Origin of the sequence: Bacillus sp. FSL K6-0138 (assembly GCF_037982765.1) — a bacterium.
Lineage (GTDB): Bacteria > Bacillota > Bacilli > Bacillales > Bacillaceae > Bacillus > Bacillus glycinifermentans.
Map to the genome: position 1 here is coordinate 3,092,048 of NZ_CP150286.1, position 13,848 is coordinate 3,105,895.

Sequence of the window (13,848 nt, forward strand, 5' to 3'; positions counted from 1 at the left end):
ATAACAATTTGTGAAACCCGCTAAAGTTCCTATCTTATGGCACCGATATTAACGTTAGAAAAGTTAGTTAAAGGAATTGGTGAAAAAAATGGACAAAACATCGTTAATTGGAATCATTTTAGCTATCATCGGAGTAGGTGTCGGCATGGTGATGAAAGGCGTGAGCCCTTCGGTTCTCGTCAATCCGGCAGCATGGCTGATCATTCTTGTCGGGACCATCGCAGCTGTTACTATCGCCTTTCCAACAAGCGAATTAAAAAAGGTTCCGAAGCTTTTCGGCATCTTATTTAAAGAACGGAAGATGATCGAAATCAACGAGCTGATCCCAATGTTTACAGAATGGGCGCAAATCGCGAGACGTGAAGGCCTTCTCGCTTTGGAAGCGAACCTGAACGAAATCGATGACGAATTTTTGAAAAACGGAATGAGCATGGCCGTAGACGGACAGAGTGCGGACTTCATCCGCGACGTCCTGACCGAAGAAGTCGAAGCAATGGAAGAAAGGCATCAGGTCGGTGCCGGCATCTTTACACAAGCGGGAACATACGCCCCGACGCTCGGCGTTTTGGGAGCGGTCGTCGGACTGATCGCTGCGCTGGCGGATATGAGCAACACAGAAGCGCTCGGACACGCGATCAGCGCGGCATTCGTTGCCACCCTGCTCGGGATCTTTACGGGATATGTGCTGTGGCACCCTTTTGCAAATAAATTAAAACGGAAATCGAAGCAGGAAATTAAAGTTCGCGAAGTGATGATCGAAGGCATCCTTTCCATCTTGGAAGGCCAGGCTCCGAAAGTCATTGAGCAAAAGCTTCTGATGTATGTTTCCCCTAGCGAACGTTCCGGCATCATGACGCAAGAAGGGGAAAGCGATAATGGCTAAAAAAAAGAAAAAGCATAAAGACCATGAAGAACACGTAGACGAATCCTGGCTCATCCCCTATGCCGATCTGCTTACACTTCTTCTCGCCCTCTTTATCGTGCTGTTTGCGATGAGTTCGATAGACGCGAAAAAGTTCGATATGCTGTCTAAATCGTTCAATGCCGTGCTGACAGGCGGCACAGGCGTGATGGATTATTCCAGCTTCGTCGAGCCGAAGTCGCCTACTCAAGAGGACGGAAAAAAACCGGATGAACCAAAAAATGCAAAACAAGCTGATTCAAAACAAAAAGACCAGGAAGCCCTGAAGAAAATTCAGGAGCAGGTCAACCAGTTCATTAAAGATAAGAAGCTTGAAAAACAGGTCAATACGAAGCTCACAGACGAAGGACTGCTTCTTTCGATTGAAGACAATATCTTTTTTGATTCGGGAAAAGCGGAGATTCGCCAGCAGGACGTTTCGCTTGCAAAAGAGATTTCTGATCTGCTCGTTTTAAATCCGCCGCGGAATATCGTGATCAGCGGACATACCGATAATGTGCCGATTAAAAACTCGCAATTTAAATCAAACTGGCATTTAAGCGTCATGAGAGCCGTTAACTTCATGAGCCTCTTGATCGAAAATCCGAAGCTTGACGCAAAAACGTTCAGCGCGAAAGGCTACGGGGAATATAAGCCGATTGCTTCCAACCGTACGGAGGAAGGAAGAAGAAAAAACAGGCGGGTTGAAATTCTCATCCTGCCGATGGGCAAAGAAAATCTGAATGAAAAAGAATAGGAAGCTGCATTTAGCGGCTTCCTTTTTCTTTATCCTTATAAAAATGTTTTGCATTCAAGCCTACTCTTTTCAGCATCTCGATGCAGGCCTCTTTCTCCTCGCTGCTCAGCACGCTGATCATGTCATGAATCTCCTGCGCGTGACCCGGGAAAATCTGCTTCAGGAGCCTGACTCCGTTGTCCGTAATTTGGGCATACGTCACCCGTCGATCGGTTGTACAGGCCCTTCTCATGATCAGCTCTTTCTGTTCCAGCTTATCAACGACATATGTAATGCTTCCGCTCGCCAGAAGAATCTTGTCCCCTATTTGCTGAAGGGGCTGATCCCCTTTGTGATAGAGAAGCTCCAAAACGGCAAATTCGGTCGGGTTCAGACCATGTTTATGAATATGTTTATTCATGTGATCGTTGATTGATCTGTACGCTCGTGATAGTACGATAAATAATTTTAATGACTGTTCCTGTTCTCGGTTATTCATATCTCTCATCTCCAAAGAAACAACTACAGGAAAACATTAATAAACTATGAGGAAAATGTCAACTGTTAACATTCAACCCTTCAAAAGATAATAGGTCATAAGGACTATATCCTTATTTACTGGAATTCCCCGGTATTGTGTCCTATTTTCAAGGTATTGGTTATCTTTTCTATAAATCGGCTCCTACTAGTGATATAATACCTCTATCTCTGTATTGATTGGGAGAGAGTGAAAAAATGAGCAATATGAAAAATATGTGGAAGAACTTGAGGCTTTATTTGATCCTGGTAATGATCCCGGCTTTCATTATAAGCTTCTTTGTATACGAACAAGAACGCGAAAATATTACCGAGAAACACCGGCAGACGGCGACTCTCATGCTGAATATCCACCGCAACCAGATCAATTATCTGATCGGCGAAACAGAGGCCAGGATGAGCTCCATGGCAACGGCCCTTAACCACCCTATCGATCAGAAGCAAATGAAGCAGATTTTGACGGAAACGTACAAAAAAGAACCGCGCTTTTCGGCTTTGTATCTGCTCGATAAAAACGGCGATGTCACGGTCAGCACGCTGCCTGTCAAAGAAAAAAAGCATCTCCCCTATAAAGGCATTTTGCGAAAAGCGGAAAGCTCCAAAAAATCGGTCATCACAGATGACGTCGGCAGTACGCCGCACAGCCGCGAGCTGAGCATTTTCACCCCCGTCTTTGATCCCGAAGGCCATGTGACAAACTTTTTGCTGGCGTCGATCCGGATCGATTATTTAAAAAATATCATGAACGTGCTGAGCCCTGAGCTTTACATCAAAATTCTCAATCAGAAAGATCAGATTGTCCTTACGGCCGGGCATGCACCGTCTGAGAATGTAACCGGTCAGACCGTCGATGCCTTTTTGGATCAGATCGACTGGAAACTTGAAGTATATCCGGAGCCGGTTCAGCTTGACGAACTGGTCCGCAGCCTCCTGCTTTCCTTTTTAAGCATATTTATTCTGCTTAACATATTGTTCCTTTTGATTCAGTATGTGCTGTTGAAGAGGAGGACCAAGCAGGAACGCGCCCAAAATGAAGCGCAAAAACTTGAGCTGATCGGCACCCTCGCAGCAAGCACGGCTCATGAAATCAGAAACCCGCTGACCGGAATCAGCGGATTCATCCAGCTTCTTCAAAAAAAATACAAATCTAAAGAAGACCAAATGTATTTTTCTGTCATCGAACAGGAAATCAAGCGGATCAACCAGATTGTCAGCGAATTCCTCGTGCTTGGAAAACCTACGGCTGAACAGTGGAAGCTGAACTCAATGAACGAAATGATCGATGAAATTATGCCGATTATTCATTCTGAAGCGAATTTATACAATGTCGAAGTCTCATTCTGCGATCATGCAGAAAATCCGGCATACGTCTATTGCAAAAAGGACCACATTAAACAAGTCGTGTTAAACGTCGCAAAAAACTCGCTGGAATCGATGAAAAACGGCGGAAAATTGCTGATTAAAATTGAACATGATGAACAAACAGCGGAAATTATCGTGAAGGATAGCGGGGAAGGAATTCCAAAAGAAATGATGGAAAAGATCTTTCAGCCTTTTGTCACCTCAAAAGAAAAAGGAACCGGTCTCGGCCTGGTCGTGTGCAAACGAATCATCTCCATGTACGGGGGCACCATTCATATTGACAGTGAACGGCATAAAGGAACAACCGTAACCATCACGCTGCCGATTTCAAACGAGCAGCACGGCTGAAACGTTCAGGCTTTGCCCGTCCCTCTTTAGAAGAGCTGTCCTTTTCTTCCTGCGGCAGCTCTTTTTTCGATCTCTGGCAGCTATGCCGTATACTTTTCCAGAATGAGCGTATCTAAAAAAACGGGCAATGGCTTGTCAGATGCGTGCGTTTCATTCATTGTCATCTTTTGATATTGATAGATCAGCTGATCCAGCTCCTGGCTGCGCTTAATCGTTTCATCCCCTGTATATCCATAGATTTCGGCAGCTTTTACCATCATCTGCCGCTTTTCGTTGATGGAATCAAGCAGTTCTTCTTTCTGTGAATAGCTTTGCATACGCTTCACCCCTTACCGCTTTAAAGTTTCGAAAATCTTTCATATTTGCGTACTTGAGCATTATTACAGATTATACTTATTTTGTAAACCTATTTTTTGAAAAAAAGTTTCGAAATCGAGTATAATAGATTTGTTGGATTAAGGATGTTATACCCAATATTGAAAATAGATAAACGCCGCAAAGGCTTTTTTCATATACAGGAGGTCTTTTTTTATGCTGTTTAGAAGACTAAAGGCGCTTTTTGCCGCTAAGGAAGCTTTATCGGGGATCCCGTTGTTTTTCAGGGCATTCAGGGCTTGGAGAAAAGGCGAATATCCCCTTTTTCCCAAAAAAACGATTTGGCTTGCCGCTATCGCCCTCGTTTATTTGCTGTCTCCCGTTGACCTGATTCCGGATATTCTCGCGGGTGCGGGATGGATTGATGATGCGGCGGTTCTCGCCTTTTTATTCAGACTCATCGCAAAAGAGCTGGAAGATTTTGAAGAGGGGCTGAGCGCAAATGGAAGGTAAAACGATTCAAGGGCTTAACCACCTGCTGTTTTCTGTTTCTGACCTTTCGGCTTCCATCAGCTTTTACGAGAAGGTGTTTGATGCCAAATGGCTCGTAAAAGCGGAGAAAACCGCTTATTTTGATCTAAATGGCATCTGGCTCGCGCTGAACGAGGAAAAAGATATCAAGAGGACGGAAATACACGATTCGTACACGCATATCGCCTTTTCGATCAAACAGGAGGATTTGCCCTATTGGGAAAAGAAATTGAATGACTTGGGCGTCAATGTGTTAAAAGGGAGGAAACGCCATGAAGGCGATAAAGATTCGATTTATTTTTCCGACCCTGACGGCCATAAATTCGAGCTCCACACCGGAACCTTACTCGACAGGCTTGCATACTACCAAAAAGAAAAGCCCCACCTTTCCTTTCACAAAGCCAACATTCGGGAACTGCATGAAAAAAACAAGTAAACAAGCGTCCCGGTTTGCCGGGACGCTTGTTTTATGACTGCTTCAGCCGCTCTTTTTCATAAATCGGCACCCATCCTTCAGTGGTGACGAAAATTCTGACGGCAACGACTTTCCTGTCTTCCTGAAGGGTAAAATAGTGGCGCGTATTTTCCGGTACGGAAATCAAATCGCCCGGATTTAACAGAACGTCGAAAAACGTGCCGTCCCTGCCTTCGATCGCAAAAATCCCATGGCCGCTGACGATGAATCTCACCTCATCATCTGTATGGTGATGCTCCTGCTTAAAGTTTTTGAGCAGCTCATCAAGCTTCGGATTTTGATCGGAGAGCGAGATGACATCTTGGGCTTTGTAACCGCGGCGCTCTGATATGTCTGTAATCTCGGCTGCGAACGCGTCTAAAATCTGCTGCTTTTCTTCATCGCTCAAATCGTATTTTTCTCTTAAATCTACAGGAAGATTTGTGATATCCCATTTTTCGTAAATGACTTCCTGCTGCTGCAGAAATTGTTCGACTTCTTTTTGATTTTCGATTGTTGTGTTTTGTTCATCATGGATGCGGATCGTTGCCATGCGTTTTCTCCCCCTTTGGCGCACTATGCATATTGCGCCTGAAATGTTTTTAATTTTAAATGCCAGCTGAATAAAAATTCGTACGCTTCAAGCATGCGTTTTGCTTCAAAAGCCGTTTTTCCCCAGACGGTAATGCCGTGGCTGCGGATCAGGACGGCGCCCGCGTCTTTTGAAAGATGCGCGGCAAAGTCAGCCGCCAGATCCGGGATATGGGCGGTGTTTTCAATAATCGGCACGGTGACCTCCGCGTTTTCCTCCCAGTATCCGAGGGCTTTAATGATTTCCTGCCCTTTAAAGCTCACCTCTTTTTGCTCTCTATAAATCTCTGAAATCACGTTGTTGTCGATCGTATGGACGTGAAGACAGCAGCCTGCATTCGTTTTGTTGTAGACGTGCGTATGCAGGAGCGTTTCTGCCGACGGTTTAAGCGTATGGCCGCTTACTGCCGGTTTTCCTTCCTCATTTGCCAGCAGAAAATCCTCATCGGTTTCCTTTCGTTTATCCTTTCCGCTCGCTGTAATCAGAAAGCGGAGCGGTTCGTCAGACACCTTGATCGAAAGGTTGCCGCTCGTTGCCGGAAACCAGTCTCTTTCGGCAAGCTCACGTTTTACTTCTGCAAGCTCCTGCCAGCGTTTTTGCACTTGATCCATTCCTCCACCTCCCTTGCGCCCAGAAGCGCCCGCTTCACATCATAGAAATCTGCAAATGCGGCATGATTCAATTGCAGCTTTTCACATTCCTTGAGCAGATAATCCCTCGCGATGCACAAATCGGAGCGTTTTGCAGCTTCTACATCTGTAACCGAATCTCCGATCATTATGATAAAATCGTCTTCTCTTTTTAGCCTGCGGATGATCGAAGGCTTGCAGCAGCCGCATTCGTTGCCGCATTCAGCATCACACGGATGCGGCCATTTCACCGATATATAGCGGCCTCCGAAATCAGCCTGATTGCAGTAGATCCGCTCCTTTCCCACGATGCCTTCAAGCAGCGGATAGACGAAAAAATCCATGCCTCCGCTGACAACATAAAAGGGGAGATCGCATTCGGCAAGGAATGAAACAAATTCTTCAAAGCCCGGGCGGATCTCCGCCTGCTCGAGGATATATGCCGTAATCTCTTCCTTCAGCGCGCTCGGCAAAAGCCGAAACATGCTTCCGACGCCGTCTTTGATCGGCATCTCCTTTGAAAGAACCCCGTCTTTTAAGGCATGCCATTCCTCAGGAGCAAATGCCTTCATAATGCTGATGATATTGTCATTATTCGTAATCGTTCCGTCAAAGTCGCAAATGATCAGGGGCCGTCTCATGCAGATACCTCGACTTTCCCCCATTTTTCAAGGGCGAGCCTTAAATCGGGAGAACGGTTCGCCTTTTCTTCGATAGGCTCGGCTTCAAGAACGGCTTCAATGGCCGCTCTAAACGCCCTTCCCCCGCCGCTTGCTCCGTTCGGATGACCGTGAATGCCGCCTCCCGCGTTTATGATGTGGTCGATGCCGAAATCCTTCATCAAAAGCGGCACCATCCCCGGGTGTATGCCGGCTGACGGGACGGCAAAGGAAGGTTTAAAGACGTCCTCTTTCGTACATTCCTCATGAATGGCGAGGGCTTCGCGCTTTGGAACCGCAACGCTTCCGTACGGTGAAGGAAACAGGCTGAAATCCGCCCCCGCATAGCGGTTCAGCTTTCCGAGGAGAAGCGAATGGGAAAAACCGTAATACGGCGATGATGTAAACGCTCCGCTTACCGCTGGATGCGCCATGATCGGCAGCGGAATATCATCATCCTCCGCGAGGCTTTGCAGCACGTCCAGCCCGTAGGCAAACACGTTAAACAGCAAGGCATCAGCGCCAAGCTCGGCCGCTTTTCTCGCTTTTGCTTTCAGGTCCATCGTCCTCCCCGTCAAATTGACGGCGTAGAGCGTTTTACGGCCTGTTTCTTCATAGGTTTCCTGAAGCACTTTTTTCCCTTCTGCAATCCGCTTTTCAAACGAAGCTTCACCGGTTTCAAAGAAAATTTCATCATCCTTGATCAAGTCGACCCCGCCGAGCGCCTGCTGTCTCAGCTGCTCTTTTATGTCTTCCATGCTGCGGCCGATCACACCCTTGAAAATGCTCATCAGAAGCGGCCTTTCAAATTCGCCTATCTTCTTGCGGATTCCGTAGACCCCGAACCTCGGACCCGGCAGCGTTTGTTTAAAGTCTTCTGAAAATTCAAGATCCGTCAATTTCACTTTTCCGTCAAGGGACAGCTTCCCAAAAACTGTCGTGAGGACGGCCGGGATATCGTGCGTAACATTGATTTCCGGATAAGCGATGGTGACCCGGGCCTGTTGCTCTCCCTTGCTCCCCTCCGTTTTTTCGACCCGGACGACCCGTCCCTTATGCCTTTTTAACTGTTCTTTTTCTAATTGCGGCAAATCCGTCCATGATCCCACGGTCAGGCCGATTGCAATTTCTTCGGCCTTTTTTTCCGGGTCGCTTCCGGGATCAGTCAGGACATATGTTGCCAAAAGTTCGCTCATTCTTTAGCTCCTTCCTGCCTTTCATGCATATAAAAAACCTCTTTAATGCGGCTGCTTTTCGCTTTAAAGAGGTTTCGTTTTCTGCGTGTCGAATCTTATCTCTCAGCGACAGCTGCAAGAATTAGCACCGTGCTTTTAAAAAGTCGGTTGCCGGGCTTCATCGGGCTCGTCCCTCCACCTGCTCTTGATAAGAATATTGATTTTTATAAATTATTTTGAATTATCCCATCGTTTCATGTACTTGTCAATGAGAGACTCCCGATTTTTTGAAAATATTCAGCTCCTCGATCCGGCATGCGGCTTCCCGCAGGCGTTCCTCGCTTGTCAGAAGTCCGACTCTCACATATCCTTCGCCATACGTTCCGAAACCGATGCCGGGCGCTGTGACAACATTGGCTTTTTCAAGAAGCAAATCGGAAAACTCCTCAGACGTAAAGCCTTTCGGAACGGGCATCCATGCAAAAAAAGATCCTTCGGGCGCCACCGCCTCCCAGCCGATGCCGCGAACGGCTTCTATCCAGACGTTCCGCCTTTTTTCGTATCGTTCGTTTAGTTCCCTCACACAGCTCTGATCCGAAAGAAGCGCTGTGGCCGCGGCATCCTGAACCGCTTTAAAGAGGCTTACGTACATGTGATCCTGATAGAGGTTCAGCGCTTCGATCACAGAGGCGTTCCCGGCGGCAAATCCGACTCTCCATCCAGCCATATTGTACGTTTTGGAAAGCGTATAAATTTCGATCCCGGCGTCTTTTGCCCCGTCGGTTTGAAGGAAGCTGACCGGCCTTTTTCCGTCATAGCCGATCGCCCCGTAGGCGAAATCGTGGACAACGCAAATTCCGTGCGCTTTGGCGAGCTTGACCGTTTCTGCAAAAAACGCCGGCGTCGCCTGGGCTCCTGTCGGATTGTTCGGGTAGTTCAAATACATCAGCTTCGCTTTTTCCTTCACGATTGCCGGAATTCGGCCGTAATCAGGCAAAAAACGGTTTTCTTCCAAAAGCGGCATCGTTTCCATCTTCGCTTTCGCGAGCTCAACGCCTGACCAATAATCCGGATATCCCGGATCGGGAACAAGCACCGTGTCCCCCGGATTCAGCAGGCATTGCGGCAGCTCGACAAGCCCGGCTTTTCCCCCGAACAATACAGCGATTTCTTTTTCAGGATCGAGGGTAACGCCGTATTCCTTTTTGTAAAATTCGGCTGCCGCCTCTTTTAGTGAACGGCTGCCACGAAACGACGAATATTTGTGATTTTCGGGATTTCGGACCGCTTTCGTCATGGCATCTACAATGTGAGCCGGTGTCGGCTGATCCGGATTTCCCTGGCCGAGATTGATTACATCGCACCCGGCCGCAATTTTTTCATTCACCTTTTTAACCAAAGAAGCAAAAAACTGCTCCGGAAGCTGCTTCAATACATCAGAAAACTCAAATTTCATTTTTTTCACCCGCTTTGAAAAATTCTTGAAATGATAGTCCATCATCATATATTGTTAAAAGTAAAATGTAAAGTAAAAAATGAGGTGGCTCAAATTGAAATGGACGATCTCCTGCCTGCAATTCAATATATCGTACGGAAATCCTTCCGAAAATTTCAAAAAAGCGAGCCGGCTGATCGAAGCTGAAAGCCGGCGCTCGGACATCGTAATCCTTCCCGAGCTTTGGACGACGGGATATGATTTAAAACGTCTCGACGAAATCGGAGACGATGAAGGAGAGCAGACGAAAAAGTGGCTTCAGCAAACGGCAAAAGCGAACGATGTCCACATCGTGTGCGGCTCTGTCGCGGTTAAGAAAAAAAGCGGCGTGTACAATACGATGTACATCGCGGACAAACACGGACAACTCGTCAAAGAATACAGCAAAGCACACCTTTTTCAGCTCATGGATGAACATCTTTATTTATCTTCCGGATCAGCTGACGGCAGTTTTGAGCTTGAAGGCGTAAAAGCAGCGGGATTCATCTGCTATGACATCCGCTTTCCGGAATGGATCAGGAAGCACACCTCAAAAGGAGCCGGCATCATCTTTGTCTCAGCTGAATGGCCGCTGGCCCGCCTCGATCATTGGCGCGCTCTTTTGGCGGCGAGAGCGATCGAAAACCAGTGCTTTGTCGCAGCCTGCAATCGCTCCGGAAAAGACCCGGCAAACGAATTTGCGGGCCACAGCATGATCATCGACCCGCTCGGACACGTACTCTCAGAAGCCGGACGTGAAGACACGGTGATCAGAGCGGAAATTGATCTTGATGACATTGCAAAAACGAGGGGGCACATTCCGGTTTTCGAAGACATCCGCAAAGATTTATATTAAAAAGTATTGACAAAGAAACCGCGATGCTGGTAACATTTTCAGCAACTGACCGACTGAAATTTTAAAATTTTATATCGATTTCTCTTATCGAGAGTTGGGTGAAGGACTGGCCTAATGACCCCAACAGCAACCGACCGTAATACCATTGTGAAATGGGGCGCAAGTTTTGCGCCGCTAGGGCACGGTGCTAATTCCATCAGATTTGCATTCTGAGAGATAAGAGAGGCAGACACGACGATAAAGCCTCTTTCTCTCACTGAGAAAGAGGCTTTTTATTTTTTGGAGGGAACGAATATGACCGTAACGAAAACCGCTGTATACGAAACATTGACAGAAAGCTCCGCTGCTGCTCTTGCCGTCCGCCTCGGACTGTTTTCAAGCAAAAGCACCTTGACGTGCCGGGAAATCGGGGACGGAAACCTGAATCTTGTCTTCCATGTGTACGATAAAGAGCAGAACAAAGGGCTGATCATCAAACAGGCCGTGCCATATGCAAAGGTCGTCGGCGAAAGCTGGCCGCTGTCGCTCGACAGGGCAAGGATTGAAAGCAGCGCGCTGATCAGGCAGGCTGAACACGCCCCGCATCTTGTGCCGCAGGTTTATTATTCGGACACGGAGCTTGCCGTAACCGTGCTTGAAGACCTTTCAAGCTTGAAAATTGCAAGAAAAGGTCTGATCGAAGGCAAAAACTACCCGAATCTGTCGCGGGATATCGGAGAATTTCTCGGAAAAACCTTGTTTTATTCCTCCGATTATGCGCTCGATCCAGAAGTCAAAAAACGGCTTGCCAAGCAATTTGAAAATCCGGATTTATGCGATATCACGGAAAGCCTCGTGTTCACAGATCCTTTCTTGGATCATGAGACAAACGATTTTGAAGAGGAGCTTCGCGATGATGCGGAAAAGATATGGGCGGATGATGCGCTGAGGCTCGAAGCGGCGGCATTAAAAAAACGTTTCATCACCTCTCATGAAACGCTTATTCACGGTGACTTGCACACGGGCAGCATCTTCGCCGGAGATGCGGAAACAAAGGTAATCGATCCCGAATTTGCCTGTTTCGGGCCGATCGGTTTTGACATCGGACAGTTTATCGCCAACCTCTTGCTAAATGCGCTCGCCCGTGAAGAAGCGGAACGCCGCCCTTTATTCGCCCATGTGGAAACCGTATGGGAGACGTTCAGCAGAACGTTCAGCGAGGCGTGGGAAAAAGACGCCCTCTTCTCATACCGGAATGCGCCGGAATACCTTGAAGACACGCTGAAAAAAGCGTTTGAAGACGCAGCCGGCTTTGCCGGATGCGAAATGATCCGCCGGACGATCGGTCTGGCTCATGTGGCTGATCTTGAAACGATCGTTCCATTCAGCAGGCGGATCAGCCAAAAAAGGCTCGCCTTGAAAATCGGTTCAGCATTAATCAAAAAACGCAAAGAATACCGCACGCCGAAGGACTTGATCAATGCGTTTTTAGAACAAGCTTTTAGGAGTGAATGACATGTCAGAGCAATTCGCTGTGCCCCGCTCTGTGGAGTGGGAAGATACATCAGTCAAAATCTTAAATCAGCAAAAGCTGCCGGAAAAGACGGAATATCTTCATTTAACTACAAAGGAAGACATTTATGATGCGATCAAAACCTTGAAAGTCCGCGGCGCGCCTGCGATCGGAATCACTGCGGCTTTCGGTCTGGCTCTCTCTGCCCAAAGCATCGAAACAGAGGATGTATCCGAATTCCTTCGAGAAGTCAAAAACATAAAAGACAACTTGAACGAGGCAAGGCCGACGGCCGTCAATTTGTCATGGGCGCTCAAGCGGCTTGTGAAAAGCGCGGAAGGAGCGAAATCGGTCAATGAAGCAAAAACCGACCTCGTTCATGAGGCGATTCAGATCCAGATTGAAGATGAAGAAACGTGCCGTCAAATCGGACAAAATGCACTTCAGCTGTTTAAATCGGGCGATAACATCATGACGATCTGCAATGCGGGTTCGATCGCGACAAGCAGATACGGAACAGCGCTTTCCCCATTTTATCTGGCGAAAACAAAAGATCTCGATCTCCACATTTACGCATGCGAAACCCGTCCCGTTTTGCAGGGTGCACGCCTGACGGCATGGGAGCTGATGCAGGGCGGAATAGACGTCACGCTCATTACCGACAGCATGGCTGCCCACACGATGAAAGAAAAAAACATTTCGGCGGTCATCGTCGGAGCCGACAGGATCGCCAAAAACGGAGACACGGCAAACAAAATCGGGACGTACGGTTTGGCGATCTTAGCCAAAGCGTTTCAAATTCCGTTTTTCGTCGCCGCTCCTCTGTCAACCTTCGATCCATCGATATCAACCGGCGACGACATTCCGATTGAAGAACGCGATCCCGATGAAGTCAGACAAATCGCCGGTGCGCAAATCGCTCCGAAAGAGGTGCCCGTATTCAATCCGGCGTTTGATGTCACGCCCCATCATCTTATTTCCGGGATCATCACGGAAAAGGGGATCATCACCGACAGATTCGAAGAGGAAATCGACGCGCTGTTTTCTTCGGCTAAAACCGCTAAAGTCCTTTGATCAGGCTGCTTTAGCGGTTTTTTATCGATTGAATAATATCGTCTTTTTGTTCTTTCGTAAGGACATGCAGTTTGACGAACAATTCAGCGTACACTGCAACTTTTTGCGGGCGGATGAGTTTCATCTATTCGTCCTCCTTTTCACCGCGGCCAACATTTTTAGCTTAATAAAATGATATGTCGCAAGCGAAAAAAAGAAACGGCATGCGCCGATTATTTTCCTTTATACGGAATATTTTCGATCTCAAGCAAAATCGCTTTTTTGTCTGTTTCATTGCCGGCATAGCCGGTCAGCGTGTTGTTTTTTCCGATCACGCGGTGGCAGGGAATGAAAATCGGCAGCGCGTTCTTTTTATTCGCCTGGCCGATTGCGCGGACCGCTTTCGGATGGCCGATTGCCTCGGCAATGTCGGAATAGCTCCGCGATTCCCCGTAAGGAATGGAAAGCAGCGCTTCCCACACTTTTTTCTGGAAAACCGTCCCCTCTTGATGCATCGGAAGGGTGAACGCTTTCCGCTTTCCTCTGAAGTATTCCGTCAGCTGGCGTTTTGCAAGCTGCAATAACGCCGTTTCCTGATGTGCAAGATCAGGATCTTCCGCTTTCATGCTGTCCAATTCTTCTTTTTCAAAAATCAAGTGTGTAATATGTTCGTTTTGCTCGACAATGTATGCCTCTCCAAAAGGCGAGCTGACCTCGCTGTAAAAGCCCATAAC

17 protein-coding genes and 2 riboswitches are annotated in these 13,848 nt (G+C 47.5%); of the genes, 8 read left to right on the forward strand and 9 right to left on the reverse strand.

From position 1 onward, the window contains the following. Positions 1-88 precede the first annotated feature (88 nt). Positions 89-883 carry a flagellar motor stator protein MotA gene (gene motA / locus MHB78_RS16395; RefSeq protein WP_046132302.1) on the forward strand — a complete coding sequence of 265 codons (795 nt, stop codon included), beginning with the start codon at positions 89-91 and terminating at the stop codon, positions 881-883. Continuing rightward, a complete protein-coding gene (gene motB, locus MHB78_RS16400; RefSeq protein WP_046132301.1) occupies positions 876-1,658 on the forward strand; it encodes a flagellar motor protein MotB in 783 nt (260 codons plus the stop codon). Before motA ends, motB begins: the two co-directional genes overlap by 8 nt. 10 nt (positions 1,659-1,668) lie before the next feature. On the opposite strand, the gene MHB78_RS16405 is transcribed toward motB, so the two are convergent. Further along, positions 1,669-2,136: a MarR family transcriptional regulator gene (locus MHB78_RS16405; protein ID WP_046132300.1), complete on the reverse strand. Its 468-nt coding sequence runs from the start codon at positions 2,134-2,136 to the stop codon at positions 1,669-1,671. 236 nt (positions 2,137-2,372) lie between these two features. On the opposite strand from MHB78_RS16405, the gene MHB78_RS16410 reads away from it, so the two are divergent. Next, positions 2,373-3,884: a PAS domain-containing sensor histidine kinase gene (locus tag MHB78_RS16410; protein ID WP_046132299.1), complete on the forward strand. Its 1,512-nt coding sequence runs from the start codon at positions 2,373-2,375 to the stop codon at positions 3,882-3,884. Between the two features lie 80 nt (positions 3,885-3,964). On the opposite strand, the gene MHB78_RS16415 is transcribed toward MHB78_RS16410, so the two are convergent. Beyond that, a complete protein-coding gene (locus MHB78_RS16415) occupies positions 3,965-4,201 on the reverse strand; it encodes an aspartyl-phosphate phosphatase Spo0E family protein (RefSeq protein WP_046132298.1) in 237 nt (78 codons plus the stop codon). Positions 4,202-4,415: 214 nt separating this feature from the next. Here MHB78_RS16415 and MHB78_RS16420 point away from each other — a divergent pair, with 214 nt between their 5' ends. Next, positions 4,416-4,712: a YkvA family protein gene (locus MHB78_RS16420; protein ID WP_046132297.1), complete on the forward strand. Its 297-nt coding sequence runs from the start codon at positions 4,416-4,418 to the stop codon at positions 4,710-4,712. Further along, the gene (fosB, locus tag MHB78_RS16425) at positions 4,702-5,166 is read left to right on the forward strand and encodes a metallothiol transferase FosB (RefSeq protein ID WP_046132296.1); all 465 of its coding nucleotides are present in this window, start codon (positions 4,702-4,704) and stop codon (positions 5,164-5,166) included. The genes MHB78_RS16420 and fosB overlap by 11 nt, the downstream gene beginning before the upstream one ends. A gap of 31 nt (positions 5,167-5,197) precedes the next feature. On the opposite strand, the gene MHB78_RS16430 is transcribed toward fosB, so the two are convergent. The 5 genes from MHB78_RS16430 to MHB78_RS16450 all read right to left on the reverse strand — a co-directional run bounded on the left by MHB78_RS16430 (position 5,198) and on the right by MHB78_RS16450 (position 9,695). Further along, positions 5,198-5,737: a cupin domain-containing protein gene (locus MHB78_RS16430; RefSeq protein WP_046132295.1), complete on the reverse strand. Its 540-nt coding sequence runs from the start codon at positions 5,735-5,737 to the stop codon at positions 5,198-5,200. Positions 5,738-5,760: 23 nt separating this feature from the next. Beyond that, complete coding sequence (locus MHB78_RS16435; protein ID WP_046132294.1) at positions 5,761-6,387, reverse strand: methylthioribulose 1-phosphate dehydratase; 627 nt, start codon at positions 6,385-6,387, stop codon at positions 5,761-5,763. Then, entirely contained in the window at positions 6,345-7,052 is a 708-nt protein-coding gene (gene mtnX / locus MHB78_RS16440) for a 2-hydroxy-3-keto-5-methylthiopentenyl-1-phosphate phosphatase (protein ID WP_231947483.1), read from the reverse strand. The genes MHB78_RS16435 and mtnX overlap by 43 nt, the downstream gene beginning before the upstream one ends. After that, positions 7,043-8,260, reverse strand: a complete 1,218-nt coding sequence (gene mtnW, locus MHB78_RS16445; protein ID WP_046132292.1) for a 2,3-diketo-5-methylthiopentyl-1-phosphate enolase — start codon at positions 8,258-8,260, stop codon at positions 7,043-7,045. The genes mtnX and mtnW overlap by 10 nt, the downstream gene beginning before the upstream one ends. 92 nt (positions 8,261-8,352) lie before the next feature. Further along, positions 8,353-8,454: riboswitch (SAM riboswitch) on the reverse strand. A 50-nt stretch (positions 8,455-8,504) separates the two neighbouring features. Continuing rightward, a complete protein-coding gene (locus MHB78_RS16450; RefSeq protein WP_046132291.1) occupies positions 8,505-9,695 on the reverse strand; it encodes a pyridoxal phosphate-dependent aminotransferase in 1,191 nt (396 codons plus the stop codon). Between the two features lie 94 nt (positions 9,696-9,789). Here MHB78_RS16450 and MHB78_RS16455 point away from each other — a divergent pair, with 94 nt between their 5' ends. From MHB78_RS16455 to mtnA, 3 genes are all read left to right on the forward strand, one after another. Continuing rightward, positions 9,790-10,569 carry a carbon-nitrogen family hydrolase gene (locus MHB78_RS16455; RefSeq protein ID WP_046132290.1) on the forward strand — a complete coding sequence of 260 codons (780 nt, stop codon included), beginning with the start codon at positions 9,790-9,792 and terminating at the stop codon, positions 10,567-10,569. A gap of 81 nt (positions 10,570-10,650) precedes the next feature. Further along, a riboswitch (SAM riboswitch) is annotated at positions 10,651-10,792 on the forward strand. A gap of 71 nt (positions 10,793-10,863) precedes the next feature. Then, complete coding sequence (gene mtnK / locus MHB78_RS16460; RefSeq protein ID WP_046132289.1) at positions 10,864-12,063, forward strand: S-methyl-5-thioribose kinase; 1,200 nt, start codon at positions 10,864-10,866, stop codon at positions 12,061-12,063. Between the two features lies 1 nt (position 12,064). Next, positions 12,065-13,135, forward strand: a complete 1,071-nt coding sequence (gene mtnA / locus MHB78_RS16465) for an S-methyl-5-thioribose-1-phosphate isomerase (protein ID WP_046132288.1) — start codon at positions 12,065-12,067, stop codon at positions 13,133-13,135. A gap of 10 nt (positions 13,136-13,145) precedes the next feature. Here mtnA and MHB78_RS16470 read toward each other — a convergent pair whose 3' ends face one another. Both MHB78_RS16470 and MHB78_RS16475 read right to left on the reverse strand, forming a co-directional pair. Then, entirely contained in the window at positions 13,146-13,259 is a 114-nt protein-coding gene (locus MHB78_RS16470; protein WP_231947438.1) for a hypothetical protein, read from the reverse strand. An 88-nt stretch (positions 13,260-13,347) separates the two neighbouring features. Beyond that, the gene (locus MHB78_RS16475) at positions 13,348-13,845 is read right to left on the reverse strand and encodes a methylated-DNA--[protein]-cysteine S-methyltransferase (RefSeq protein ID WP_046132287.1); all 498 of its coding nucleotides are present in this window, start codon (positions 13,843-13,845) and stop codon (positions 13,348-13,350) included. Between the last annotated feature and the right edge of the window lie 3 nt (positions 13,846-13,848).

Excerpts from the sequence above, each read along its gene's own strand:
- MHB78_RS16470 (WP_231947438.1), bottom strand. The coding sequence starts at position 13,259 with ATGAAACTCATCCGCCCGCAAAAAGTTGCAGTGTACGCTGAATTGTTC.
- MHB78_RS16415 (WP_046132298.1), bottom strand. The coding sequence starts at position 4,201 with ATGCAAAGCTATTCACAGAAAGAAGAACTGCTTGATTCCATCAACGAA.
- mtnA (WP_046132288.1), top strand. The coding sequence starts at position 12,065 with ATGTCAGAGCAATTCGCTGTGCCCCGCTCTGTGGAGTGGGAAGATACA.
- MHB78_RS16410 (WP_046132299.1), top strand. The coding sequence starts at position 2,373 with ATGAGCAATATGAAAAATATGTGGAAGAACTTGAGGCTTTATTTGATC.
- MHB78_RS16450 (WP_046132291.1), bottom strand. The coding sequence starts at position 9,695 with ATGAAATTTGAGTTTTCTGATGTATTGAAGCAGCTTCCGGAGCAGTTT.
- MHB78_RS16405 (WP_046132300.1), bottom strand. The coding sequence starts at position 2,136 with ATGAATAACCGAGAACAGGAACAGTCATTAAAATTATTTATCGTACTA.
- mtnW (WP_046132292.1), bottom strand. The coding sequence starts at position 8,260 with ATGAGCGAACTTTTGGCAACATATGTCCTGACTGATCCCGGAAGCGAC.
- MHB78_RS16420 (WP_046132297.1), top strand. The coding sequence starts at position 4,416 with ATGCTGTTTAGAAGACTAAAGGCGCTTTTTGCCGCTAAGGAAGCTTTA.
- MHB78_RS16435 (WP_046132294.1), bottom strand. The coding sequence starts at position 6,387 with ATGGATCAAGTGCAAAAACGCTGGCAGGAGCTTGCAGAAGTAAAACGT.
- motB (WP_046132301.1), top strand. The coding sequence starts at position 876 with ATGGCTAAAAAAAAGAAAAAGCATAAAGACCATGAAGAACACGTAGAC.
- mtnK (WP_046132289.1), top strand. The coding sequence starts at position 10,864 with ATGACCGTAACGAAAACCGCTGTATACGAAACATTGACAGAAAGCTCC.
- fosB (WP_046132296.1), top strand. The coding sequence starts at position 4,702 with ATGGAAGGTAAAACGATTCAAGGGCTTAACCACCTGCTGTTTTCTGTT.
- motA (WP_046132302.1), top strand. The coding sequence starts at position 89 with ATGGACAAAACATCGTTAATTGGAATCATTTTAGCTATCATCGGAGTA.
- MHB78_RS16475 (WP_046132287.1), bottom strand. The coding sequence starts at position 13,845 with ATGGGCTTTTACAGCGAGGTCAGCTCGCCTTTTGGAGAGGCATACATT.
- MHB78_RS16430 (WP_046132295.1), bottom strand. The coding sequence starts at position 5,737 with ATGGCAACGATCCGCATCCATGATGAACAAAACACAACAATCGAAAAT.